The sequence below is a fragment of the Micromonospora sp. NPDC047670 genome, from assembly GCF_043204915.1.
Taxonomy (GTDB): Bacteria; Actinomycetota; Actinomycetes; order Mycobacteriales; family Micromonosporaceae; genus Micromonospora.
This window is the reverse complement of the sequence record NZ_JBIDDA010000004.1, coordinates 21,420-44,697: the sequence shown is the minus strand read 5'-3', so window position 1 is coordinate 44,697 and position 23,278 is coordinate 21,420. Positions and strand designations below refer to the sequence as shown.

At 72.9% G+C, this 23,278-nt stretch carries 19 protein-coding genes; 9 read left to right on the top strand and 10 right to left on the bottom strand.

The features are described 5' to 3' along the window. Positions 1-89: 89 nt before the first annotated feature. The 3 genes from ACGF7U_RS11275 to ACGF7U_RS11265 form a co-directional block, all read right to left on the bottom strand. The gene (locus ACGF7U_RS11275; RefSeq protein ID WP_393105396.1) at positions 90-1,046 is read right to left on the bottom strand and encodes an ABC transporter permease; all 957 of its coding nucleotides are present in this window, start codon (positions 1,044-1,046) and stop codon (positions 90-92) included. Positions 1,047-1,265: 219 nt separating this feature from the next. Then, complete coding sequence (locus ACGF7U_RS11270; RefSeq protein ID WP_393105394.1) at positions 1,266-2,204, bottom strand: ABC transporter permease; 939 nt, start codon at positions 2,202-2,204, stop codon at positions 1,266-1,268. Between the two features lie 82 nt (positions 2,205-2,286). Continuing rightward, positions 2,287-3,891, bottom strand: coding sequence for an ABC transporter substrate-binding protein (locus tag ACGF7U_RS11265; RefSeq protein WP_393105392.1), 1,605 nt, complete (start codon positions 3,889-3,891; stop codon positions 2,287-2,289). Between the two features lie 428 nt (positions 3,892-4,319). On the opposite strand from ACGF7U_RS11265, the gene ACGF7U_RS11260 reads away from it, so the two are divergent. Together ACGF7U_RS11260 and ACGF7U_RS11255 are read left to right on the top strand one after the other, a co-directional pair. Beyond that, positions 4,320-5,180: a bifunctional methylenetetrahydrofolate dehydrogenase/methenyltetrahydrofolate cyclohydrolase gene (locus tag ACGF7U_RS11260; RefSeq protein WP_393105390.1), complete on the top strand. Its 861-nt coding sequence runs from the start codon at positions 4,320-4,322 to the stop codon at positions 5,178-5,180. A 139-nt stretch (positions 5,181-5,319) separates the two neighbouring features. Beyond that, positions 5,320-6,270 carry a malate dehydrogenase gene (locus tag ACGF7U_RS11255; protein WP_091102982.1) on the top strand — a complete coding sequence of 317 codons (951 nt, stop codon included), beginning with the start codon at positions 5,320-5,322 and terminating at the stop codon, positions 6,268-6,270. A 60-nt stretch (positions 6,271-6,330) separates the two neighbouring features. Here the strand turns inward: ACGF7U_RS11255 and ACGF7U_RS11250 are convergent, their stop codons facing one another. Beyond that, a complete protein-coding gene (locus ACGF7U_RS11250; protein WP_393105388.1) occupies positions 6,331-7,137 on the bottom strand; it encodes an MBL fold metallo-hydrolase in 807 nt (268 codons plus the stop codon). A 136-nt stretch (positions 7,138-7,273) separates the two neighbouring features. On the opposite strand from ACGF7U_RS11250, the gene ACGF7U_RS11245 reads away from it, so the two are divergent. After that, positions 7,274-8,491 carry an NADP-dependent isocitrate dehydrogenase gene (locus ACGF7U_RS11245; protein ID WP_393105386.1) on the top strand — a complete coding sequence of 406 codons (1,218 nt, stop codon included), beginning with the start codon at positions 7,274-7,276 and terminating at the stop codon, positions 8,489-8,491. 983 nt (positions 8,492-9,474) lie between these two features. On the opposite strand, the gene galT is transcribed toward ACGF7U_RS11245, so the two are convergent. The 5 genes from galT to ACGF7U_RS11220 all read right to left on the bottom strand — a co-directional run bounded on the left by galT (position 9,475) and on the right by ACGF7U_RS11220 (position 15,309). Then, a complete protein-coding gene (galT, locus tag ACGF7U_RS11240; protein ID WP_393105384.1) occupies positions 9,475-10,551 on the bottom strand; it encodes a galactose-1-phosphate uridylyltransferase in 1,077 nt (358 codons plus the stop codon). Beyond that, a complete protein-coding gene (locus tag ACGF7U_RS11235; protein WP_393105382.1) occupies positions 10,548-11,390 on the bottom strand; it encodes a DeoR/GlpR family DNA-binding transcription regulator in 843 nt (280 codons plus the stop codon). The genes galT and ACGF7U_RS11235 overlap by 4 nt, the downstream gene beginning before the upstream one ends. Before the next feature lie 106 nt (positions 11,391-11,496). Continuing rightward, positions 11,497-13,026 (bottom strand): adenylyl-sulfate kinase, encoded by a 1,530-nt coding sequence (gene cysC / locus ACGF7U_RS11230; protein WP_393105380.1) that lies wholly within the window; start codon positions 13,024-13,026, stop codon positions 11,497-11,499. A 105-nt stretch (positions 13,027-13,131) separates the two neighbouring features. Beyond that, entirely contained in the window at positions 13,132-13,683 is a 552-nt protein-coding gene (locus ACGF7U_RS11225; RefSeq protein ID WP_393105378.1) for a DM13 domain-containing protein, read from the bottom strand. A gap of 129 nt (positions 13,684-13,812) precedes the next feature. Further along, positions 13,813-15,309, bottom strand: coding sequence for a glycosyltransferase (locus ACGF7U_RS11220; RefSeq protein ID WP_393105376.1), 1,497 nt, complete (start codon positions 15,307-15,309; stop codon positions 13,813-13,815). Between the two features lie 242 nt (positions 15,310-15,551). On the opposite strand from ACGF7U_RS11220, the gene ACGF7U_RS11215 reads away from it, so the two are divergent. The 5 genes from ACGF7U_RS11215 (at position 15,552) to ACGF7U_RS11195 (ending at position 19,830) form a co-directional block, all read left to right on the top strand. Continuing rightward, positions 15,552-16,466 carry an ABC transporter ATP-binding protein gene (locus ACGF7U_RS11215; RefSeq protein ID WP_393105374.1) on the top strand — a complete coding sequence of 305 codons (915 nt, stop codon included), beginning with the start codon at positions 15,552-15,554 and terminating at the stop codon, positions 16,464-16,466. Continuing rightward, positions 16,459-17,340, top strand: a complete 882-nt coding sequence (locus ACGF7U_RS11210; protein WP_393105372.1) for an ABC transporter permease — start codon at positions 16,459-16,461, stop codon at positions 17,338-17,340. Before ACGF7U_RS11215 ends, ACGF7U_RS11210 begins: the two co-directional genes overlap by 8 nt. After that, the gene (locus tag ACGF7U_RS11205) at positions 17,337-18,296 is read left to right on the top strand and encodes an ABC transporter ATP-binding protein (RefSeq protein ID WP_393105370.1); all 960 of its coding nucleotides are present in this window, start codon (positions 17,337-17,339) and stop codon (positions 18,294-18,296) included. Before ACGF7U_RS11210 ends, ACGF7U_RS11205 begins: the two co-directional genes overlap by 4 nt. A 2-nt stretch (positions 18,297-18,298) precedes the next feature. Then, positions 18,299-19,009 carry an ABC transporter permease gene (locus ACGF7U_RS11200; RefSeq protein ID WP_393105368.1) on the top strand — a complete coding sequence of 237 codons (711 nt, stop codon included), beginning with the start codon at positions 18,299-18,301 and terminating at the stop codon, positions 19,007-19,009. Between the two features lie 170 nt (positions 19,010-19,179). Further along, positions 19,180-19,830, top strand: coding sequence for a hypothetical protein (locus ACGF7U_RS11195; protein WP_393105366.1), 651 nt, complete (start codon positions 19,180-19,182; stop codon positions 19,828-19,830). Positions 19,831-19,953: 123 nt separating this feature from the next. Here the strand turns inward: ACGF7U_RS11195 and valS are convergent, their stop codons facing one another. After that, complete coding sequence (gene valS / locus ACGF7U_RS11190; protein WP_393105364.1) at positions 19,954-22,518, bottom strand: valine--tRNA ligase; 2,565 nt, start codon at positions 22,516-22,518, stop codon at positions 19,954-19,956. 58 nt (positions 22,519-22,576) lie between these two features. Here valS and ACGF7U_RS11185 point away from each other — a divergent pair, with 58 nt between their 5' ends. Further along, the gene (locus tag ACGF7U_RS11185; RefSeq protein WP_393105362.1) at positions 22,577-23,236 is read left to right on the top strand and encodes a nitroreductase family protein; all 660 of its coding nucleotides are present in this window, start codon (positions 22,577-22,579) and stop codon (positions 23,234-23,236) included. The last annotated feature ends 42 nt before the right edge of the window (positions 23,237-23,278 follow it).

Below are 23,278 nucleotides of genomic sequence, written 5' to 3'. Positions count from 1 at the left end.
GCGGGGCTCACCGTGCTCGCTCCTCGCGTTCGCACGTGTTCCTGCCTTTCGTTGACGCCTGCCGGGCCCGCTACGTTCGCTCGCATCGGTCACCGCAGCTTCGGATCGAACGCGTCGCGGATCGCGTCGCCGAGCATGATGAACGCCAGCACGGTCAGCGCGAGGAAGGTCGAGGGGACGACCAGGGGGGTGGCCGACTCCCGCATGTGCACCCGGCCGGCGTCGATGTCGATCCCCCAGGAGATGGTCGGCGCCTTCAGGCCGATGCCGAGGAAGGAGAGCGTCGCCTCGGCGGCGATGAACGAGCCGAGCGCGATGGTCAGCACCACGATCGCCGGGGCGAGCGCGTTCGGCAGGATGTGCCGCAGCATGATCCGGCCGTCGCCGGCGCCCAGCATCCGGGCCGCCGCCACGTAGTCCTGCTCCTTAGCGGTGATCACCGAGGAGCGGATGACGCGGGCGGCGGTGGTCCAGCCGAGGATCGCCAGCACGAAGATCACCGCGCCGATCCGGACCGCGGAGCTGTCGCTGTTCACCCGCTTCAGCAGCACGATCGCGGCGAGCAGCAGCGGGATGCCGAGCACGATGTCGATCACCCGCGAGAGCACCGCGTCGACCCAGCGGCCGAAGTAGCCGGCCAGCATGCCGACGACGAGCGCGATCAGACCGGTGAGCAGCGCGGAGAGCGCGCCGACCAGCAGCGACGCGCGGGCGCCGTGCACCGCCCGGGAGTACGTGTCGCAGCCCTGGAAGTCGTACCCGAAGATCGCCCCGCCGGACGGGCCGGCGTGCTGGCGGGCCAGCACGCAGTCGCGGGGGTCGTTCGCGGTGAACAGGCCGGGGGCGGCGGCCATGGCGGCGACCAGCACCACCAGCAGGAGGCTGATCCAGAAGATCGGGTTGCGGCGCAGGTCGCGCCAGGCGTCGCCGGCCAGGCTGCGCGGCTTCTGCGCCACGCCGACCTGGTTCGGCGCGCCCGGCTCACCGGACGGCCCCCGCCGCGCGGCCTGGTTCTCGCTCGCGGCGACGGTTTCGAAGTCGCTCATGCCCGCACCTCGCCGCGCTCGGCGCCGGCGCGAAACACTGAGCTGCCGATTCGTTCGCTGCGCTGGTTCGGCGCACCCCGTCGCTGCGCTCCGGGGCACGCCGAGCCGCGAAACACTGAGCTACCGATTCGTTCGCTGCGCTGGTTCGGCGCACCCCGTCGCTGCGCTCCGGGGCACGCCGAGCCGCGAAACACTGAGCTACCGATTCGTTCGCTGCGCTCACTCATAGCGGATCCTCGGGTCGAGTACGGCGTACAGGACGTCCACCACCAGGTTGGAGACGAGGTAGACCACGACGAGCACGCTGACGATGCCCACCACCAGCGGGCCGTCCTCCGTGCGGATGCCGCGGAAGAGGTTGAAGCCGACACCGGGGATGTTGAACACGCCCTCGGTGATGATCGCGCCGCTCATCAGGTTGCCCAGCTCGACGCCGAGGAAGGTCACCACCGGGATGAGCGAGTTGCGCAGCACGTGGACGCTGACGATCCGCCGCTTGACGAGGCCCTTCGAGCGGGCGGTGCGGACGTAGTCGGCGCGCAGGTTCTCCGCCACCGAGGTCCGGGTCAGCCGCAGCGCGGTGGCCAGCGAGAGGGAGCCCAGCACGATGCCGGGCAGCAACAGCGCGTACAGGTCGGGGTCGGCCCCGGCGGTGGGCGGGAAGAGTTGCCACTTGACGCCGAGGAGGAACTGCGCGAGCGGAGCGAGCACGATGGTTGGGATGCCGAGCACCAGCAGGGTCAGCAGCAGCGTCGAGTTGTCGAAGATGCTGGCCCGTCGGATGCCGGCGAGCACGCCCGCGGTCACCCCGAAGACGATCGTGACGGCCATGGCGATCAGTGCCAGCTTGACCGTCACCGGCCACGCGGCGGCGAGGATGTCGCCGATGGAGCGACCGGTCAGCGACTGCCCGAGGTCGCCCTGGAGCAGGTTCTTGATGTAGTCGAAGTAGCGGTAGAAGAAGCCGCCGACCCCGGTCTGGTCGAGGTGGAACTTTTCGGTCAGGTATGCCCGCTGTGCGGCTGTGACCGGGCGCTCGCCGGCGAGCGCCTGGATCGGGTCGCCCTGGCCGGCGAACATCAGCGCGTAGACGATCAGCGTGGTCCCGAAGAACGCGAGGACCATCTGGAGCAGACGCCGCAGGATGAAGCGGAACATACTTGGCAGTCTCTCTGAAAAAGTGCGAAGGGGATGGCGGGTCGGGCCACCGTCCGCCGATGGCCCGACCCGACGCGCCGTGTTACTTGACGGCCTCGATCTTCAGCAGGTCGACACGGTCGAAGAGATCCATCTCCACGTTGGTGACCTTGGTCGAGTGGCCGAAGTTGTTCTGGCCGTACCGCAGCGGGATGACCGGCAGGTCCTGCGCCAGCAGGTCCTCCGCCGCCTGGTACTTCTTGATCGCCTCGTCCTCGTTCGCGGCGCTGGCGCCCTCGGCGAGCAGCTTGTCGAAGGCCGGGTTGCGGTAGCCGTAGTAGTTCGACGAGCCGTTGCTGCTGTACAGCGGGCCGAGGTAGTTCTCCATGGACGGGTAGTCCATGACCCAGCCCATCCGGAACAGGCCGACCGGCTGCTTGGCCTTGAGCTTGGTCAACAGGTCCGCGAACTTCGGCTCGGCGGTGCCGACGCAGTCCACGCCCAGGTTGGCCTTGAGCTGGTTGCAGGTCGCGTCGATCCAGTCCTTGTGGCCGCCGTCGCCGTTGTAGGACAGCTCGATCTTCGCCGGGCCGCCCGCGGCCTGGTACAGCGCCTTGGCCTTGGCCGGGTCGAACTCGCCGGCCGCGCCGATGGTGTTCTCGCGGTAGCCCGCGACGACCGGCGAGACGAACGAGCGGGCCGGCTGCTGCGAGTCCTTGAAGATCGACTTGGTGATCTCGTCCCGGTCGATCGCCATCGAGATGGCCTTGCGCACGTCCGGGTTGCTGAATTCCTTCTGGAACGTCGGGAAGGCCAGCACCTGGAGCGACGAGGCGGGGCTCTGCTGGAACCGGTCGCCGAGGTCCGTGGCGGCCGTGGAGAGGTTCTCGGTCGGGATGGTCTTGATGACGTCCAGGTTGTCCGACAGCACGTCCGCGTACGCGGCGGTCGGCTGCTGGTAGATCCGGAACTCGACGCCGGCCACCTTCGGCTTCTCGCCGGGGAAGGCGTCGTACTTCTCGACCTCGACCTTGGCGTCGTGCTGCCAGGTGCCCTTCATCTTGAACGGGCCCTGGCCGACCGGCGCCTGCTCGTACCCCTCGGCCAGCACGCCGGGCGCGGAGAACGCGGCCTTCGGCATGGGGTAGAAGGCGGTGTAGCCGAGCATGGTCTTGAACTCGCTGTACGGCTCGGACAGCGTGACGGTGAAGGTCAGGTCGTCGACCTTCTTCAGGCCGGCGAGCGTCTTCGCCTTCGGTGTCTCGCCCTGCAGGTCCTCGTAGCCGGCGATCTTCTCGAAGAAGTAGCTGGAGTTCTGCCCGTTCGGGGCGTAGGCGCCGTAGTTCCAGGCGTCGATGTAGTTGTCGGCGGTGACCTGCTCGCCGTTGTGGAAGGTGTAGCCGCCCTTGAGCTTGACCGTCCAGGTCGTGTTGTCCTCGGACGTCACCGACTCGGCCGCCACCTCGTACGGCTTGTTGGCCTCGTCGTAGTCGACCAGGGGGCTGAACAGGGCGGCGAGCACCTGCGAGCCGCTCGTCTCGTTGGTGTTGGTCGGCACCAGGTGCTGCGGCTCGGCGATCTCGATCCGCACGGCCGCGTCGGGGTTGCTCTCGCCGGATCCGCCGTCGCCGCCCGAGCCGCAGGCCACCAGGCCCAGGGTCACCGCGAGCGGGAGGGCCGTCCAGGCAGCGAGCCTACGAACACGCATGTAGCCTCCTCATCTCCTCACGCTGCGCAGTCAGACCCGGCGCTGGGTTTACGCTGCGCAACGTTGGGCAACGGTAGGTCGCGGGTCGGCGTTCGACAACGAGCGCGTTGCGAACCGATAACGGAGCCGCCACGGGGGTCTTGCCGCGACGGGTGCTCCCTGCTATGGCTCTCGGGCCCTTCGATGCCGCCTGGCATGCGGGTTCTCCCGGCGCCACGGAGGCTGTCCTGCGCGTTGCGCCCACCCCGTACCGTGTCGTGCCCCGCGTCCGTGGGCTTCCCGCGTGAGTCGCGGCGTCCGGATCCGGGTGTGACCGAACCGGCAGAACATAACTCACAGTGATTAACGGCACGTCACTCTTCGTGATCGAGCGACGGGCTGGCGCAGGTCCCCGGATCACCGGGCGCCGACCGTGAGACGATCTGGGCGTGACGGCGACGCTTCTGGACGGCAAGGCGACCGCGGCCGAGATCAAGGACGAGCTGCGGACGCGGGTCAAGGCACTGGCGGAACGCGGCATCACCCCCGGGCTGGGCACCGTCCTGGTCGGTGCGGACCCCGGCTCGCAGGCGTACGTCAACGGCAAGCACCGCGACTGCGCCGAGGTGGGCATCGCCTCGATCCGCCGGGAGTTGCCGGCCGACGCGACCCAGGAGCAGGTCGACGCCGTGCTCGCCGACCTCAACGCCGACCCGGCCTGCCACGGCTACATCGTCCAGCTGCCGCTGCCGGGCCACCTCGACACCCAGCGGGTGCTGGAGCTGATCGACCCCGACAAGGACGCCGACGGCCTGCACCCGGTCAACCTGGGCCGGCTCGTCCTCGGCTACGACGGCCCACTGCCCTGCACCCCGCGCGGCATCGTCGAGCTGCTCCGCCGGCACGACGTGGCGCTGCGCGGGGCCAAGGTCGCCGTGGTCGGCCGGGGCAACACCGTCGGCCGCCCGCTCGGCCTGCTGCTCACCCGGCGCAGCGAGAACGCCACCGTCACCCTGTGCCACACCGGCACCCTCGACCTGGCCGCGCACACCCGGGCCGCCGACATCGTCATCGTTGCCGCCGGCGTGCCGGGGCTGCTCACCGCCGACATGATCACGCCGGGCGCGGTGGTGGTCGACGTCGGCATCACCCGTGTCATCGGCCCGGACGGCAAGGGCCGCTACACCGGCGACGTCGCCCCCGAGGCCGCCGAGGTCGCCGGCAAGCTCGTGCCGATGCCGGGCGGGGTCGGCCCGATGACCCGGGCGATGCTGCTGACCAACGTCGTGGAGCGCGCCGAGCGCGACTGACCACCCGTCACCGCCGCCCGGAGCCGGACGGCGGTGACGTTCGCCCCATCCCGGCGATGGCCGCCGCCCCTGACCGGATCGGTGCCAGGATGACTGATACCGTCCGGAAAACCGACTGGTAGCAGGGAGTGGGACGACCATGGGTAAGAAGGTCACTGTCGTCGGGGCCGGCTTCTACGGCTCCACCACCGCGCAGCGCCTGGCCGAGTACGACGTCTTCGACACCGTCGTGATCACCGACATCGTGGAGGGCAAGCCCGCGGGTCTCGCCCTGGACCTCAACCAGTCGCGGGCGATCGAGGGCTTCGAGACCAAGGTGGTCGGCGTGACCACGGGCCCGAACGGCGAGGGCTACGAGGCGATCGAGGGCTCGGACGTCGTGGTGATCACCGCCGGCCTGCCGCGCAAGCCGGGCATGAGCCGGATGGACCTGCTGGAGACGAACGCCAAGATCGTCCGTCAGGTCTCCGAGAACGTGGCCAAGTACGCCCCGAACGCCGTCGTCATCGTCGTGTCCAACCCGCTGGACGAGATGACCGCGCTGGCCCAGCTCGCCACGCAGTTCCCGAAGAACCGGGTGCTCGGCCAGGCCGGCATGCTGGACACCGCCCGGTTCACCAACTTCGTGGCCGAGGCGCTGAGCGTACCGGTGAAGTCGGTCAAGACCCTGACCCTCGGCTCGCACGGCGACACGATGGTGCCGGTGCCGTCGAAGAGCACGGTCGACGGCAAGCCGCTGCGTGAGGCGATGCCGGCCGAGCAGATCGAGGAGCTGGTCGTCAAGACCCGCAACGGCGGCGCCGAGGTGGTCGCGCTGCTCAAGACCGGCTCGGCGTACTACGCCCCGTCCGCCGCCGCCGCCCGCATGGCCAAGGCCGTCGCGGAGGACTCCGGCGAGGTCATGCCGGTCTGCGCCTGGGTCGACGGTGAGTACGGCATCTCCGGCGTCTACCTGGGCGTCGAGGCCGAGATCGGCGCCGAGGGCGTCAAGCGGGTCGTCGAGACCGACCTGGACGCCGACGAGCTGGCCAGCCTGAAGGAGGCCGCCGAGGCCGTCCGCGCCAAGCAGGCCGACGTCGCCAACATGTGATCCGCCATCCGTCGAGGGGGGCACGCCGGTCCGCCGGCGTGCCCCCCTCGACGTTGCGCCCTACAGCGCCACGAACGCCTCGCCCAGGTGCGGGGTGGCGAGCAGCGCGGGTCCGCGCGCGACCAGTTCGCGCAACAGCGCAACCCGTGACGCGCGCGCCGCCGCGGCGTCCTCCTCGTGGGCGTACGCCAGCTCGGGGTCGACCAGCTGCACGGCGTGCACCAGCAGGTCGCCGGTGACCAGCAGCCGCTCGTCGCCGACCTCGAGCAGCACCGACTGGTGGCCGGGCGTGTGGCCGGGTGTCGACAGCAGTCGTACCGCCGGGTCGATCCTCTCCTCGCCGTCGAGGACCCGGAGCTGGCCGGCGGCGCGCAACGGCGCGACCAGGCCGGCCGACAGCCCCGGGTTGAGGTGTCCCACGGCGGCCAGCTCGGCCCGCTGGAGCAGGTAGTCGGCGTTCGGGAAGTAGGGCGTGCCCGGCGAGCCGGTGACCGCCCACCCGACGTGGTCGGTGTGCAGGTGGGTCAGCACCACCGTGCGCACGTCGGCCGGATCGATGCCGGCGGCGGCGAGTTCGGCCGGCAGCCGCCCCGGGACCGGCGCCCAGCTCGACGCGGGGGAGCCGGCCGGGCCGATCCCGGCGTCGACCAGGGTCACCGGCCCGTCCCCGGCGCGGATCGCGAAGCTGCGGAACGGCAGCCACCACCGCCCGTCGGCGGTCACCGTGGCCGGATCCCGCCGGTCGGCCGCGCGCCAGTGCTCCGCGGTGGCGGCCGGGAACGCCTCCTCGCGGGGTTGGAAGAACGACCCCTCGCCGTCGGTGAGCGCGGTGACCGTGATAGACCCGAGGGTGCGGCGCGGTGGCATCCGGCGATGGTGCCAGCGCAATCGCGCGCCGCGCATCCCGTTATCCGGCCCGACCGAGGCCGGCTGGGGACTGCCGGCCAGTTTCCAGTACGCTCGTACTGCTTGAGCACGTGTCCCCCGAGAGGAGCGCCGGTCGATGGCGAAGATCAAGGTAAACAACCCGGTCGTGGAGCTCGACGGCGACGAGATGACCCGGATCATCTGGAAGCAGATCCGGGAGCAGCTGATCCTGCCCTACCTCGACGTCGACCTGCACTACTACGACCTGTCGATCCAGCACCGCGACGAGACCGACGACCAGGTCACCGTCGACGCCGCCAACGCCATCAAGGAGCACGGCGTCGGCGTCAAGTGCGCGACCATCACCCCGGACGAGGCCCGGGTGGAGGAGTTCGGCCTGAAGAAGATGTGGCGGTCGCCGAACGGCACCATCCGCAACATCCTCGGCGGCGTCGTCTTCCGCGAGCCGATCATCATGTCCAACGTGCCGCGGCTGGTCCCCGGCTGGACCAAGCCCATCATCATCGGCCGGCACGCCCACGGTGACCAGTACAAGGCCACCGACTTCGTCGTCCCCGGCCCGGGCACGGTGACCATCACCTACACCCCGACCGACGGCTCCGCGCCGGTCGAGATGGAGGTCGCCAACTTCCCCGGCGGCGGCGTCGCCATGGGCATGTACAACTTCGACGAGTCGATCCGGGACTTCGCCCGCGCCTCGATGCGCTACGGCCTGGACCGCGGCTACCCGGTCTACCTGTCGACGAAGAACACCATCCTCAAGGCGTACGACGGCCGGTTCAAGGACATTTTCGCCGAGGTGTTCGAGAACGAGTTCAAGGCCGAGTTCGAGGCCGCCGGCATCACCTACGAGCACCGGCTGATCGACGACATGGTCGCCGCCGCGCTGAAGTGGGAGGGTGGGTTCGTCTGGGCCTGCAAGAACTACGACGGTGACGTGCAGTCCGACACCGTCGCGCAGGGCTTCGGCTCGCTGGGCCTGATGACGTCGGTGCTGATGACCCCGGACGGCCGTACGGTCGAGGCCGAGGCCGCCCACGGCACCGTCACCCGGCACTACCGGCAGTACCAGAAGGGCGAGAAGACCTCAACGAACCCGATCGCGTCGATCTACGCCTGGACCCGGGGCCTGGCCCACCGGGGCAAGCTGGACGGCACCCCGGCGGTGACCGAGTTCGCCAACACCCTGGAGCAGGTCATCATCGACACCGTCGAGGGCGGCCAGATGACCAAGGACCTCGCGCTGCTCATCTCGCGGGACGCCCCGTGGCTGACCACCGACGAGTTCATGAACGCCCTGGACGAGAACCTGGCGCGCAGGCTCTCCGCCTGATCCGCCACCCTGGCGGCACCCGTAGTGGTGCTGCCGCTGCGTCACACCGGAGCCCGCCGGCACCCCGCCGGCGGGCTCCGGCGTTCCCCCATGCGTCCGCCTGCCGCCTCCGCTTCCCCCGCTCCCGCTCCCCGCTCCCCCCGTAGATCTTGGTAAACGGCCCCTATGGGGGCCGATCACCACCAAGATCTACTCCACTGCCCGGGCGGCGTGCGGCGAGGGTCGCGGAGGGAGGGACGAAGGAGAGTGCGAGGGGTCGAGCGGGCGAGGTCGGGAAGGTGTGCAGGTGGTCGGAGTGACCGGGGGTGGAAGCGACGGGGTCGGAGTGGCGGGGTCGGAAGCGGCAGGGTGCGGTGGCAAGGGTGGGCGGGGGGTCGAAGTGGTGGGGGCGGAAGCGGCAGGGCGGAGTGGCAAGGGCGGAAGCGGCGGGGTGGGAGCGGCGGGGCGGGTGGGGGTGGGGAACTGTAGGGCAATCCGAGCAGCCCGGGCTGCGGCGTGTCGGGAGGTGACACGCCGCTGGCGTCACCTACCTCGGCGCGCCTCGTTGACCTGGGTGGACGAGATGCCAGTCGCGTCCAGGAAGGTTGACCGCGGTCGCCTCGCGGCAAGCGTGCCGATCAGCCAGCCTTCCCGGCTGTCGCGCACAGCCAGCCGTCCCTTCCCTGCGGGGGGCCCTGTCCCGGGCCCCCCGCGCCCTGTCCCGGCCCCGTCCCGCGCCCCGCGCCGCACCCCGTCCCGGCCCCCCTCCCGCGCCCCGCGCGCCCGTCCCGGCCCCGTCCCGGCCCGGGCCCCGCGCCCTGTCCGGGGCGCGCCTCGGCCCGGAAGTCGATGTCCGGGTTCGCGCCTCCGGTCACAGGCCGGGATGCCGGCGGCGCGGGCCAGCCGGCGCACCAGCCGGAACACCGGCCGGGCCGCTGGCTGAAGGATCCGTACCGCCACCCCGCGTGCCCGGAGGCCGCCTCAGTGCGGAGGGGTTCGGTGACTCACCCGGCGCGGAGGAGTTCGGCGGCGCGTTCCGGGGCGATGTCGTTGATGAAGACGCCCATGCCGGACTCCGAGCCGGCCAGGTACTTCAGCTTGTCCTTCGCTCGCCGGATGCTGAACAGCTGCAGGTGCAGGTGGCCCAGTTCGCGGTCGACGCGTACCGGGGCCTGGTGCCAGGCGGCGATGTAGGGCATCGGCATGTCGAACAGCCCGTCGAAGCGGCGCAGCACGTCCAGGTAGAGCGGCCCGAAGGCGTCCCGCTCGGCGTCGTCGAGCGCCGGGATGTCCGGCACCGGCCGGTGCGGGGCCACGTGCACCTCGAACGGCCAGCGCGCCGCCGCCGGGACGTACGCCGTCCAGTGCTCGTTGGCGGTGACCACCCGGTCGCCGGCGGCCCGCTCGGCGGCGAGCACGTCGGCGTAGAGGTTGCGCCCGCCGGTGCGTTCCGCGTGCCGGCGGGCGGCGGCCAGCAGCGCCCGGGTGCGCGGCGTCACGAAGGGGTACGCGTAGATCTGGCCGTGCGGGTGGTGCAGGGTCACGCCGATCTCCACGCCCCGGTTCTCGAAGCAGAACACCTGCTCCACCCCGGGCAGCTCGCCGAGCGCCGCCGTACGGTCGGCGAGCGCGTCGAGCACGGTGCGCACCCGGCGCGGCGGGAGGCCGGCGAAGGAGGCGTTGTGGTCGTCGGTGAAGCAGACCACCTCGCAGCGGCCCCGCCCCGGTCGGACCGGCGTGAACGGGGTGATCTCGGCCGGCTCGTCGGCCACCCGGCCGCTCAGCGACGGGAACCGGTTCTCGAAGACCGCGACGTCGTAGTCCGGCGCCGGGATCTCGCTGTGCCGCTCGGCGGTGCTGGGGCAGAGCGGGCACTGGTCGGCCGGCGGGAGGAAGGTGCGGGTCTGCCGGTGCACGGCCACCGCCACCCACTCGTCGGTCAACGGATCGTGGCGCAGCTGCGACGCGGGCGGTGGCGGGGGCAACTCGCGGCGGTCCGGCTGGTCGCGGACGGCGTCGTCCCGCTCGTCGAAGTAGATCAGTTCGCGGCCGTCGGCCAGCTCGATCGCGGTGCGCTTCACCGTGCCACTCCCTCCGTCGTCGCCGTGGCGGCGGCCACCGTGCGGCCGACCGCCCGTTCCCCGTCCGTCGCCGGCACGATCACCAGCTCGCCGACCCGGTCGTCGAGCGCCCGCCGCGCGTCGGGGGGCAACTGGTCGTCGGTGACCAGCACGTGGGCGGCGGAGAGCTCGACGATGGAGGAGATGCCGACCGTGCCCCACTTGGTGTGGTCGGCGAGCACCACCAGCCGGTCGGCGGCGGCCACCAGCGCCCGGTCGGTCTCCGCCTCCATCAGGTTCGGGGTCGTGTAGCCGGCCCGCTCGGTGATCCCGTGCACGCCGAGGAAGAGCAGGTCCAGGTGGAGCGACCGGATCGCGCCGACGGCGAGCGGCCCGACCAGGGCGTCGGACGGCGTACGCACCCCGCCGGTGAGCACCACGGTCTGGTCCGAACGGCCCCCGGCGTGCAGGATCTCGGCCACCGGCAGCGAGTTGGTGACCACCGTCAGGCCCGGCACGTCGACCAGCCGGCGGGCCAGCTCGGCGGTGGTGGTGCCGGCGGAGAGGGCGATCGCGGCGCCCGGGCGGACCAACTCCGCCGCGCGTCCGGCGATGGCCGCCTTCTCCGCCAGCTGCCGCACCGACTTGGCCCGGAATCCCGGTTCGTCGGTCGAGCCGGGGCCGGCGACCGTGGCGCCGCCGTGCACCTTGGCCAGCAGGCCCCGCTCGTGCAGCGCCTCCAGGTCGCGCCGGATGGTCATGTCGGAGACGCCGAACTCGGCGGCCAGCTCGGTGACCCGCACCCCGCCGGTGGCGCGCACGCGGTCCAGGATGGCCGCCTGGCGCTGCTGAGCGAGCATCCGCCACACCTCCGTGCTTCCCGCGCGCTCCCACGCGGTCAAACGTGTTCGAACAAAGATGAACACTAGCGCGTGTGGGCGACCCACGGAAGGAAACGGGTGCGGATCAGATGGACTGGAGCTTGGGCTCGACCCAACCCGTCTCGGTCAGGTGGTGCAGGACGGCCTCGACGGCCTCGTCGACCGTCAGGTCGCTGGTGTCGACGACCAGGTCGGCGTCGGTCGGCTCCTCGTAGGGGTCGTCGATGCCCGTCATCCCCGTGAGCAGGCCGGCCCGGGCCCGGGCGTACAGGCCCTTGCGGTCGCGCTGCTCGCAGACCTCGAGCGGGGTCGCGACGTGCACCAGCAGGAAGCCCGCCCCGGCGGCCAGGGCCATCTCCCGGGCGGTCGCGCGCGCCTGGGCGTACGGGGCGATCGGGCAGCAGATGCCGACGCCGCGGTGCCGGGCGATCTCGGCGGCCACCCAGCCGATCCGCCGCACGTTGAGGTCGCGGTCGGCCTTGCTGAAGCCCAGGCCGGCGGAGAGCTCGCGGCGTACCACGTCGCCGTCGAGCAGCGTGATCGTCCGGTCGCCCTGCTCGCGCAGCGCGTCGGCGAGGCCGCGCGCGATGGTCGACTTGCCGGAGCCGGAGAGCCCGGTCAGGAAGACCACCAGGCCCCGGTGCCGCCGGGGCGGCCGGGCCCGGGCCAGCTCCTTCGCCACCGCCGGCGGGGTGTGCCACTCGGGCAGCGGGAAGCCCCGATCCAGCAGGTCGTCGATCTCCGGCTGGGTCAGCGCCAGGCGCCGGTTGCGGGGCGGGATGTCCTCCCGCCAGCGCCACTGCCCGTCGCGGTTGTCGTAGGCCAGCTCGCGCGGCACCAGCACCCGCAGACCTGCGCCGGAGAGCATCTCGCCGGTGGAGAGGAGGTGCGTCACGCCGTACGCCGCCGACACCCGGGCCCGCAGCAGCGCGTCGCTGATCTCGTCGCGCCGGCGGGACAGCGGCACGGCGACCAGCGTGGCCGGCGGCATCCGGTCCCGGGCGGCGAAGACGGCGCGCACCAGCGCCTCCGGCGGCAGCCCGCCGGTGCCGCCCTCGCCGACGGGGATCATCACCAGCAGGTGGGCGCCGAGCGTCCGGGCTGCGTGGGCGATCTGGGCGAGCTGGGGCCGGTGCAGCGGGCGGTCGGCGACCACCCCGAGCACCCGGCCGGGGGGCAGCAGCGCGCGTACCTCCTCGGGCGTGCGGCGCAGCCGCTGGAACGGGCCGTGGCCGCCGTCGCCGAGCCGGCGGACCGGGCCCCCGACGCCCGCCACCCCGTCACGGACCTGCCAGGCGTCGGCGACCTCCAGCGCCGCGATCGGCGCGCCCTCGCCGTCGGTCAGCACCAGGGCGCGGCGTGCCTCGTCGCGCGGGTCGAGGCCCTGGGCGAGCGTCGAGGGCACCTGGAGCGTCACCGGCACCGGCCACGGGGCGCCGTCGGCGAGCCGGCTCCGGCGGCTGACGGAGACCAGGTCGGCGCGGGTCATGAAGCCGGTCAGCGGGGCGTACGCCCCGGTCAACAGAAGCTCCAGGTCGGCGAGCTCGCCGGGGCGCGGCGTGTACGCCGGCGCGTCCCGGAGCACCTCGTCGGGCAGCACCCAGCTGTTGCTCATCCATCCCCCAACCCACTGACCGGCACACAGTTTCTCAGCCTGTCGGCGATCGGTCGAGAGCGCCACTCCACGCCGTGCGCGCCGACGCGGACGACGGCCGACGGGTCAACGGGGCGCGGCCAGAGGCGCCGCGCCGAACGAGACGGCGAACCGCTTGCACCAGATCGAGACGCTGGTCAGGCCGGTCAGGTCGACACCGGCCGGGATCTCGTACCCCTGGTCGCCCCGGTTGCCCTTGAGCCGGCCCAGCTCGACCCACCGGCCGTCGTCGAAGACCCGCCACCCGGCGGTGCCGGGGCGCACCGGCTGGTCGGTGAGCCAGACCCGCAGGTCCGGGCCGTTGGACGTGGCCAGCCCGACCAACTCCAGCCGGTGCCGACCGTCGGGGGTGCGGACGATCCGGGCGCTGCCGGACGTGTCGTGCTCGTGGGTCACGAACTCGCCCCGGCTGACCAGGACCGGGCCGGTGGGGGTGGTCGCGCCGGTGGTGGAAGCGGTCGGGGCCGGCGCCGGCTCGACGGTCGTGAGCGCCTCGTCGACCTCGGCGTCGGTGACCAGTTTCCACGGCTGGAACCAGTAGAGGCCGAGCGCCGAACCGGCGGCCAGGGCGACGACCACCACCCAGGTCAGCGGCATGCGCAACAAGCGGGTGTGCATGTGGACAGTCTGGCGGCCGGGCCGTCCCCTGTCACCTGGCGCACCGTGTTCGATGTCCTGCCGCCGCCCCCGATCGGCCGCGCGTCGCGAAGTGGCCGGTCGCGTTCCGGCCCGGCCCGGCGCCGCGGGTCAGCGCCGTCTGATCCGGCGCCCGACGGCCCGGCGCAGCCGGTACCAGAGCGCCCGCTCGTCCTCCACCACCGGGACGGCGCCGTCGGCGGTGAAGCGCAGCCGCAGCGGCAGGTGGGCGTCCTCGGCCCATCCGGCGCTGGTCACGCGGACCTTGAGCGTCCAGGTGCCCGTGGTGCGGCCCCCGTTGAGGGCGGCGGCGTCGACCGTGGCGACGGCGCGGTGCAGGAGGTGCCGCTCGCCGGCGGGGCCGGGCACCCAGCGGTGGTCGGCCGTGACCGGCAGGAACACCTCCTCTCTCGTCTCCTGGTGCCGGGCGACGAGGTCGAGCCTGCTGCGGCCGAGGGGGGCCGTCACCTCCCGTAGCGCGGGGTCGAGGCCGTCGACCGGCAGCACCAGGACGTCCCGGTCATCGTCCGAGGCGAAGGTGACGGGCCGGCCGGCCGACTCCAACCGGGCGGAGACGGTGACGGTGAGCGTCGTGCCGGACAGGTCGTGGCGCTCGACGGCGCCGGCGGCGCGGACGCCGGCCTCCCACTCGGCCATCCGACGCAGGTCGGCCGTGCGGCCCTGCTCGAGGAGGTGTGCCAGCACCCGTTGCAGCGGGGGCAGGCCGGCGGCGACGCCGGGCGCGAACCGGTCCCGGATCACCTCCTGGATCTCCCGCACGACCTGCGTCAGCCACTCTTCGGGGGCGTCGAGCATCCGCTTGCCGCGTACCCGGTTGAGCATCTCGTTGCGCAGCCAGCGGCGGTGCAGCCGGTCGCGCAGCGGCCCCGGCTCGGTGTGCGCGTCGACGATGTCCAGCGCCTCCCGCAGGCTGGCGTAGTACTCGGCCGGGTCCAGCCGGGTGGCCGTCACGTTCCCGGCGTCGCCGCGGCGCGCGTGGTGGTAGCAGGTGTAGTCCGACAGCACGCAGGTCCGCCGGGACAGCAGGTACGACCGCACCACCATCCGGTGGTCCTCCAGACGCCGCGGCCAACCCTCCGGGAAGCGCAGCCCGTGCTCGTCGAGGAAGGCGCGGCGGAACATCTTGTGGCAGGTCAGGCTGTCGATCAGCGGCGAGTTGGCCAGGGTGGCGTCGAACCGGTTCCGCCGGAACAGCTCCCGTGGCACGCCGCGCCCGTGCCCGGCCATCCGGCCGATCACGATGTCGGCGCCGTGGGCCCGCGCGCAGTCGTACAGTCGTTCGAGCGCCTCGTCGCCGAGCCAGTCGTCGTCGTCGACGAACACCACGTACTCGCCCCGGGCGTGCGCGACGCCGAGGTTGCGTGGCCGGGACGGCCAGCCCGAGTTCCCGGTGCGCAGCACCCGGAAGTGCGGGTGCTCGGCGGCGAGCCTCTCCAGCCGGGCGGGCGTGTCGTCGGTCGAGCCGTCGTCGACGAAGACCGCCTCGTACTCCGTCGCAGGCAGCGACTGGCGCAGCAGCGAGGCCACGAGACTGTCTAGGTGTGGTCCGCTGTCGTGCGTGGGCACCACCACACTCACCTTGGGCATCGTCGTACCGCCGATCATGCTCTCCCCCGTGGTCGGTCGGCCCCGGCAGGCCCCTCGGCCCGCCCCGGGCAGCGGCGAACCGCTCTAGGGTGGACGCGTCACCCGCCGATCCGGTTGCCCGGATGTTTCGGCGAGGTTCACCCGGCGGGCGCGGACCCTAGGGGGCGCGGGCCGCAAGGATCAGGGGAGCGCCGGGGGCGTGCCGCTGCCCACGGGGGCCCCCGCCTCCTACGCTGGACGTCGTGACACTGATCGCGACCGAGTCGCTGACCAAGACCTACGGGGGTGGGGTCACCGCGCTGGCCGACCTGACCGTCGCGGTCGAGCCGGGGATCATCGGACTGGTCGGCGCGAACGGCGCCGGCAAGTCCACGCTGATCAAGATCCTGCTCGGCCTCCTCGCCCCGACCAGCGGGCAGGTCCGGGTGCTCGGGCTCGACCCGACCGTCGACTCCGCCCGGGTCCGCGCCCGGGTCGGCTACATGCCCGAGCACGACGCCCTGCCGCCGGACCTCTCCGCCGCCGAACTCGTCACCCACCTCGGCCGGATGAGCGGGCTGCCGCGCACCGTCGCCCGGGAGCGGGCCTCGGAGGCGCTGCGGCACGTCGGGCTCTACGAGGAGCGCTACCGCCCCGTCGGCGGCTACTCCACCGGCATGAAGCAGCGGGTGAAACTCGCCCAGGCCCTGGTGCACGACCCCGACCTGTTGCTGCTCGACGAGCCGACCAACGGCCTCGACCCGGCCGGCCGGGACGCCATGCTGGCGCTGGTGCACCGGATCGGCACCGAGTTCGGCATCTCGGTCCTGGTCTGCTCGCACCTGCTCGGCGAGGTGGAGCGGATCTGCGACACCCTGGTCGCCATCGACGGCGGGCGGCTGCTGCGCGCCGACCGCATCTCCGCCATGACCTCGGCCACCGACCTGCTCGCCGTCGAGGTCAGCGAGGGCACCGAGGAGTTGGCCGCTCGGCTCGCCGCGCTGCGCCTGCCGGTACGCCGGGACGGCCGGCTGCTGCTCGTCGAGCTCGCCGACGACGCCACCTACGACCTCATCCTCGGCGCGGTCGCCGAGCTGGACCTGCCGCTGCACCGGCTGGACCAGCGCCGGCACCGGGTGGCCGAGCTCTTCGCCACGAGGGAGCCCAGCCATGCCTGAGCCCACCGGCGTCATCCACGACATCGGATACCAGCGCTACACCGGTCCCCGGCTGGGGCGCCGGCAGGTCTTCGGCGCGCTCTACCTGCACGGTCTGCGTACCGCGTTCGGGTTGGGCCGCAGCGCCAAGGCCAAGATCTTCCCCTGGCTGGTGGTCGGCATCGTCACGCTGGTGGCCGCCGGCGTCACCGCGGTGCGCAGCCAGATCGGCGAGGTGGTGATGACCTACGCCCAGTTCGCCGACAACATGAGCTGGCTGGTCATCTTCTTCGTCGCGGTGGTCGCCCCCGAGCTGGTCTCCCGGGACCTGCGCAGCGGGGTGCTGCCGCTCTACTTCTCCCGGCCGCTGCCCCGGTCGGACTACCCGCTGGCCAAGCTGCTGGCGATGGCGACGGCGCTCTGGCTGCTGCTCGGCGGGCCGCAGCTGGTGATGTTCCTGGGCGCCGCCTTCACCACCGACGCCGGCATGCGCGGGGTGTGGAACGAGCTGCTCGACCTGCTGCCGGGGCTGCTCTACGCCGGGCTCTGGGCGGTGGTCTTCGCCTCGATCGGCCTGCTGGTCGCCTCGCTGACCGGCAAGCGGGCGTTCGCGGCCGGCGGGATCGTGGCGGTGTTCCTGATGACCACGCCGATCGTCGGCACCCTGTCGATCATGCCGTCCCGGGCGGTGAACGAACTGGCCTTCCTCGCCTCGCCGTCGACGCTGGTGGGCGGCGTGGGCACCTGGGCGCTCGGTGACCTGCTGGTGCCCGAGGGCCAGAGCGGAATGCTGATCGGCGACTTCGGCCCGGTCTACGCGGCCGCGGCCGTGCTGCTGGTGGCCGGCTGCGTCGCCCTGCTGCTGCTGCGATACCGGAAGGTGGCCGCCCGATGACCACGACGAGCACCGAACCCGCGACCGGGGCCGCGACCGCCGCCGCCAGCACCCTGGACCTCGCCGGCGTCTCCCGCTGGTACGGCAACGTGGTCGCGGTCAACGACGTCAGCATGCGCCTCGGCCCGGGCGTCACGGGGCTGCTCGGCCCCAACGGCGCGGGCAAGACCACCCTGCTGCACATGATGGCCGGCTTCCTGGCCCCGTCCCGGGGCGCGGTCACCCTCGACGGCCGGCCCACCTGGCGCAACCCGGAGGTCTACCGCCGGCTGGGCCTGGTCAGCGAACGGGAGGCGGTGCACACGTTCCTCACCGCGTACGAGTTCGTGCTGGCCAGCGCGAAGCTGCACCGGCTGCCGGACCCGGAGGCGGCGGCCCGCCGGGCGATCGCCCTGGTGGAGATGGAGGGAGCGCAGGACCGCCGGATCGGCACGTACTCCAAGGGCATGCGGCAGCGCGCCCGGGTGGCCGCCGCGCTGGTGCACGAGCCGCAGGTGCTGCTGCTGGACGAGCCGTTCAACGGGATGGACCCGCGCCAGCGGCTGCACATGATGGAACTGCTGCACCGCCTCGGCGACGCGGGCCGGACGATCCTGTTCAGCTCGCACATCCTGGAGGAGGTCGAGCAGGTCTCCGGCACCGTCCAGGTGATGGTCGCCGGCCGGCTGGCCGCCTCCGGCGACTTCCGCACCATCCGCCGGCTGATGACCAACCGGCCGCACGTGTTCGCCGTCCACTCCACCGACGACCGGGCGCTCGCCGTGGCGCTGATGGCCGAGGCGTCGGTGACCGGCGTGGAGCTGGGCCGCACGGGGCTGACCGTGCGGGCCGGCGACTACGGCGCGTTCACCCGCGCGCTGCCGAAGATCGCCCTGGCGAAGGGCATCCGGGTGCGGCAGCTGGTGCCCGAGGACGAGTCCCTGGAGAGCGTCTTCTCCTACCTGGTGGAGGCCTGAGCATGTCTACCGTTACCTGGATCACCGCGCGGGGGCTGTTCGGGCGTCGCCGCTTCCTTCTGTTGCTGCCGCTTCCCGTGGTGTTGGTGCTGCTCGCCGTGCTCTCCCGCTCGCTCGGGGTGGATCCGGGGGAGTGGGGCCCGCCCGTGCTGGTCGGCCTCGGTCTGGCCGTCGTGCTCCCGGTGGTCTCCCTCATCGTCGGCACCGGCGTGCTGGGGGCCGAGATCGACGACGGCACGGTCGTGCACATCCTGACCAAGCCGCTGCCACGCTGGCAGATCGTGCTGCCCAAGCTGGCCGTGGCCACCGGCGTGAGCGCGGTCACCGTCGCCGTGCCGCTCTACGTCGCGGGCGTGCTGGCCCACTCGGCACGGCTCGGCCTGGCGCTCGCCGCCGCCGCGGCGGTCGGGGCGCTGGCGTACTCGGCGCTGTTCGTGGCGCTGAGCCTGCTCACCCGGCGGCCCGTGCTGCTCGGCCTGGTCTACGTGCTCATCTGGGAGGGCCTGCTCGGCAACTTCGTCAGCGGCACCAAGGTGCTCTCCATCCAGCAGTACGTGATCGCGCTCGCCGACCGGTTGGCGCCCACCGGGCTGCTGGAGACCAGCGTCTCGGTCCCGGTGGCGGCGGTGATGGCCGCGCTGATCAGCGTGGGCTTCACCGTGCTGGCGATCGACCGGCTTCGCTCGTACAGCGTGGCCGGCGAGACGAGCTGACCGGCGCGTGACGACGGCCCGGGCGGCGGGTCCGGCGGCGCGCCGTGGCGCGTCCCGCCGGCCCTCCCGGGCGGCCGGGCGGGCGACGACGCGCGGCGGGCCGCCGCCCGGGCGGTGATGGTAGGGCTGGCCGGATGGACCGGGTCGCGCCCCTGGGCGAGGCTGTGGGCGTGAGTGCGGAAGCGGGTCTGTTGATGTCGCGCGATTCCTACCCCGGTGCCGGCCGGCACCGGATGATCAGCCTGGCGGTGGCCGGGCTGGCGGCGGCGGCGACCACCACTGCCGCCCAGGCCACCGGGCGCTTCCACTGGTGGGCCGGGTTCGTGCTGATCCCCGGCGCGCTGATCGCCGCCGCCGGCGGGCCGCTGCTGGCCCGGGGCGGCGGGCGGGCCTTCGCCGGCTACGTGGTCGCCTGCCTCGGCGCGCTGGTGTTCGCGGTCGGGGCGCTGCTGATGTTCGGCGTGGTCGGCCGGGGCTGGCCCGTCATGGTCATCCTGCCGTGCCTGGCGGTCGCCGGCACCTACCACTGGCGGCTGGTCCACCCGTTGGCACGGGGGCTGCACCGGGCGGTCGCCCTGCTGGCGCTGGCCGGCGCCCTGCTGCTCGGCGGGACGCTGCAACTGACCCGCGTTGACCTGATCGACATCGATGCCGCGCCGATGTGGGGGGCGGTCCTGATGCTGGCCGGGGTGATCGTGCTGGGCAACGCGGTGGAGCTGACCCGGCACCGGATGCCGTACCGCCTCCAGGCGATCACCCTGCTGGTCGGTCCCGCCGTCGTCGGCTTCCTCCTCGGTCTGCGCCTGCTGCGCGGCTGGTGAGCCCGCCGGTGGCGGCGAGGTGGCAGGCCGGGGACGTGGTGGCCTCCCCGTCGTGGGAGACCACCACGTCCCCGCCGTCGTGCGGGTCCTGCCGCCCGGCCGGCCGGGCCCAGCCGGCCGCGGTCAGAAGGCGCAGGCGACCACCAGCTCGGTGGTGCGGTCGGGGAGCAGGTCCAGTTTCGTGATCCGGCCGGCGGCGCGGAGGTCGTCGGCGATCACGGCGAGCTGGTCCAGCAGGGCCGCCGGGCCGAGCGCCTCGGCCAGCGGCACCTCCGCCTTCATCGACAGCTTCCGCTCCGACTTGGCCCGGCGCACCTGGCTGAGCGCGTCGCCGGCCAGCCGCAGCAGCTCCGGCTCGCCCGCGCCCTCGATCGCCCGGCCCACCTCGTGGACGGTCGGCCAGGGCGCGCGGTGCACCGAGCCGTACCGCCACCAGGACCAGACCTCCTCGGTCACGTACGGCAGCACCGGGGCGAACAGCCGCAACTGCACCGAGAGCGCGGTGGCCAGCGCCGCCCGGGCCGAGTCCGCCCCCGGACCGGAGCCGTAGGCGCGCTCCTTCACCAGCTCGATGTAGTCGTCGCAGAACCGCCAGAAGAAGCTCTCCGCGACCTGCAACGCCGCCGTGTGGTCGTACGCCTCCAGCGCGGACGTCGCGGCGGCGACCACGCTGGAGAGCTCGGCGAGCGTGGCGCGGTCCAGCGGCTCGGTCGCCGGGGCGCGCAGGGCGTCGGCGGCGCCCAGCCCGAGGGCGAACTTCGACGCGTTGAGCAGCTTGGTGGCCAGCCGCCGGCCGACCTTGATCTGGGCCGGGTCGAAGGCGAGGTCCATGCCGGGCTTGCCGTTCGCCGCCCAGTACCGCACGGCGTCGGAGCCGTGCTGCTCCAGCAGCGCCATCGGGGTGACCACGTTCCCCTTGGACTTGGACATCTTCTTGCGGTCCGGGTCCAGGATCCAGCCGGAGAGCACCGCGTCCCGCCACGGCAGCACCCCGTGCTCCAGGTGTGCGCGGACCACGGTGGAGAAGAGCCAGGTGCGGATGATCTCCTGCCCCTGCGGGCGCAGATCCATCGGGAAGACCCGGCCGAACAGGTCCGGATCGGTTTCCCACCCGCCCACGATCTGCGGGGTCAGCGACGAGGTGGCCCAGGTGTCGAGCACGTCCGGGTCGCCGACGAAGCCGCCCGGCCGGCCGCGCTGGGCCTCCTCGAACCCGGGCGGGGCGTCGCTGGACGGGTCGATCGGCAGCGAAGACTCGTCCGGCGTGAGAGGGTGGCTGTAGTCCGGCTCGCCAGCGTCGTCGAGCCGGTACCACACCGGCACCGGCACGCCGAAGAAGCGCTGCCGGCTGACCAGCCAGTCACCGGTCAGGCCGCCCACCCAGTGCTCGTAGCGGTGCCGCATGTGCTCCGGCACCCAGCGCAGCTCCCCGCCCCGGGCCAGCAGCTCGTCGCGCAGCCCCGCGTCCCGGCCGCCGTTGCGCAGGTACCACTGCCGCGTCGAGACGATCTCCAGCGGCCGGTCGCCGCGCTCGTAGAACTTGACCGGGTGGGTGATCGGGCGCGGCTCGCCCACCAGGTCGCCGGCGTCGGCCAGCAGCTCCACCAGCGTCCGCCGGGCCCCGTTGACGGTCTGCCCGGCCAGCGCCGCGTAGGGCTGCGCCGGCACCCCGGCGGGCGGCTCCGGCAGCAGCCGGCCGTCCCGGCCGACGACCACCCGGGTGTCCAGCCGCAGCTCCCGCCACCAGGTCACGTCGGTCAGGTCGCCGAACGTGCACACCATCGCGATGCCCGTGCCCTTGGCCGGGTCCGCCAGCGGATGCGCCCGCACCGGCACCTCGACCCCGAACACCGGCGTACGCGCGGTGCCGCCCACCAGGTCGGCGTACCGCTCGTCGTCGGGGTGGCAGACCAGCGCCACGCAGGCCGGCAGCAGCTCCGGCCGGGTGGTGTCGATGAGCACCTCGCGCCCGCCCGGCCCGGCGAACCGCAGCCGGTGGTACGCCCCGGGGCGCTCCCGGTCCTCCAGTTCCGCCTGGGCGACGGCGGTGGCGAAGCCGACGTCCCAGAGCGTCGGCGCCTCCGCCTGGTACGCCTCGCCCCGGGCCAGGTTGCGCAGGAACGCGCGCTGCGAGGTGGCCCGGGCCGCCCGCCCGATCGTCGTGTACGTCAGCGACCAGTCGACGGAGAGGCCGAGCCGCCGCCACAGCTCCTCGAAGACCTGCTCGTCGGCGATCGTCAGCCGCTCACACAGCTCGATGAAGTTCCGCCGGGAGATCGGGGTCGGGTCTCTGCGGGCCGCCTCGTCCACCGGGGTCTGCGGGGCCCGCCAGTCCGGGTCGTACGGCAGCGCCGGGTCGCAGCGCACGCCGTAGACGTTCTGCACCCGGCGCTCGGTCGGCAGGCCGTTGTCGTCCCAGCCCATCGGGTAGAACACCGCCCGCCCGCGCATCCGCTGGAACCGGGCCACCAGGTCCGTGTGCGTGTACGAGAAGACGTGTCCCATGTGCAGCTCGCCCGATACGGTCGGCGGCGGGGTGTCGATCGCGTACACGTCCGAGCGCTCCTTCGAGCGGTCGAACGCGTACGTGCCCTCCTCCTGCCAGCGGCGCGCCCAGGTCTCCTCGAGCCCGTCCAGGGTCGGACGCTCGGGGACGCCGGCGCGGGCCGTCCTCGCCGTATCAGTCATCCGTCGATGGTAGTAGGCAGCGGACAACGGCCGGACCACGGTTTTCCGGCGTGCCACGATGGATTTCGTGCCGACACTCCCGCTGGGCCCCGACGAGCTGCTGACCACCACCCGCTCGGTCCGCAGGCGGCTGGACCTCACCCGGTCGGTGCCGATGGAGCTGGTCCGCGAGTGCCTGGAGATCGCCCTGCAGGCGCCGTCGGGGTCCAACCGGCAGGGCTGGCAGTGGGTCGTGGTCACCGACCCGGCGAAGCGGGACCTGGTCGGCCGGATCTACCAGCGCGCGGCGCACGGCTACCTGGCCTCGGAGGGCTCGGCCGCCCGGCTCTTCGCCGACGACCCGGAGCGGGCCGAGGAGCAGCGCCGGGTGGGGGAGAGCGTGGCCTGGCTCGCCGACCGGATGGGGCAGGTGCCGGTGCTGCTCCTGCCGTGCCTCCAAATCGACGGCGGCGAGCTGCCGGCCGGCAACCAGGCCGGGCTCTGGGGGTCGGTGCTGCCAGCCGCGTGGAGCTACATGCTCGCCGCCCGGGCGCGCGGCCTCGGCACCGCGTGGACCACGCTGCACCTGGCGTACGAGGCGGAGGTCGCCGAGCTGCTCGGGCTGCCCGCGACCGTGCGCCAGGCCGCGCTGATCCCCACCGCGTGGTACACCGGCCAGGGGTTCCGGCCGGCGCGGCGGCAGCCCCTGGACGAGGTCCTGCACGTCGACCGGTGGTGAACCGCCGGCCGGCGCCGCCCGCGACCGGCCCGGGCGGTGCTT

Bases quoted from the DNA above. Each gene is read 5' to 3' on its own strand.
- ACGF7U_RS11270 (WP_393105394.1), bottom strand. From the start codon at position 2,204: ATGTTCCGCTTCATCCTGCGGCGTCTGCTCCAGATGGTCCTCGCGTTC.
- ACGF7U_RS11275 (WP_393105396.1), bottom strand. From the start codon at position 1,046: ATGAGCGACTTCGAAACCGTCGCCGCGAGCGAGAACCAGGCCGCGCGG.
- ACGF7U_RS11255 (WP_091102982.1), top strand. From the start codon at position 5,320: ATGGGTAAGAAGGTCACTGTCGTCGGGGCCGGCTTCTACGGCTCCACC.
- cysC (WP_393105380.1), bottom strand. From the start codon at position 13,026: ATGAGCAACAGCTGGGTGCTGCCCGACGAGGTGCTCCGGGACGCGCCG.
- ACGF7U_RS11245 (WP_393105386.1), top strand. From the start codon at position 7,274: ATGGCGAAGATCAAGGTAAACAACCCGGTCGTGGAGCTCGACGGCGAC.
- ACGF7U_RS11235 (WP_393105382.1), bottom strand. From the start codon at position 11,390: ATGCTCGCTCAGCAGCGCCAGGCGGCCATCCTGGACCGCGTGCGCGCC.
- ACGF7U_RS11250 (WP_393105388.1), bottom strand. From the start codon at position 7,137: ATGCCACCGCGCCGCACCCTCGGGTCTATCACGGTCACCGCGCTCACC.
- ACGF7U_RS11205 (WP_393105370.1), top strand. From the start codon at position 17,337: ATGACCACGACGAGCACCGAACCCGCGACCGGGGCCGCGACCGCCGCC.
- valS (WP_393105364.1), bottom strand. From the start codon at position 22,518: ATGACTGATACGGCGAGGACGGCCCGCGCCGGCGTCCCCGAGCGTCCG.
- ACGF7U_RS11225 (WP_393105378.1), bottom strand. From the start codon at position 13,683: ATGCACACCCGCTTGTTGCGCATGCCGCTGACCTGGGTGGTGGTCGTC.
- ACGF7U_RS11265 (WP_393105392.1), bottom strand. From the start codon at position 3,891: ATGCGTGTTCGTAGGCTCGCTGCCTGGACGGCCCTCCCGCTCGCGGTG.
- ACGF7U_RS11210 (WP_393105372.1), top strand. From the start codon at position 16,459: ATGCCTGAGCCCACCGGCGTCATCCACGACATCGGATACCAGCGCTAC.
- ACGF7U_RS11200 (WP_393105368.1), top strand. From the start codon at position 18,299: ATGTCTACCGTTACCTGGATCACCGCGCGGGGGCTGTTCGGGCGTCGC.
- ACGF7U_RS11220 (WP_393105376.1), bottom strand. From the start codon at position 15,309: ATGCCCAAGGTGAGTGTGGTGGTGCCCACGCACGACAGCGGACCACAC.
- ACGF7U_RS11185 (WP_393105362.1), top strand. From the start codon at position 22,577: ATGGATTTCGTGCCGACACTCCCGCTGGGCCCCGACGAGCTGCTGACC.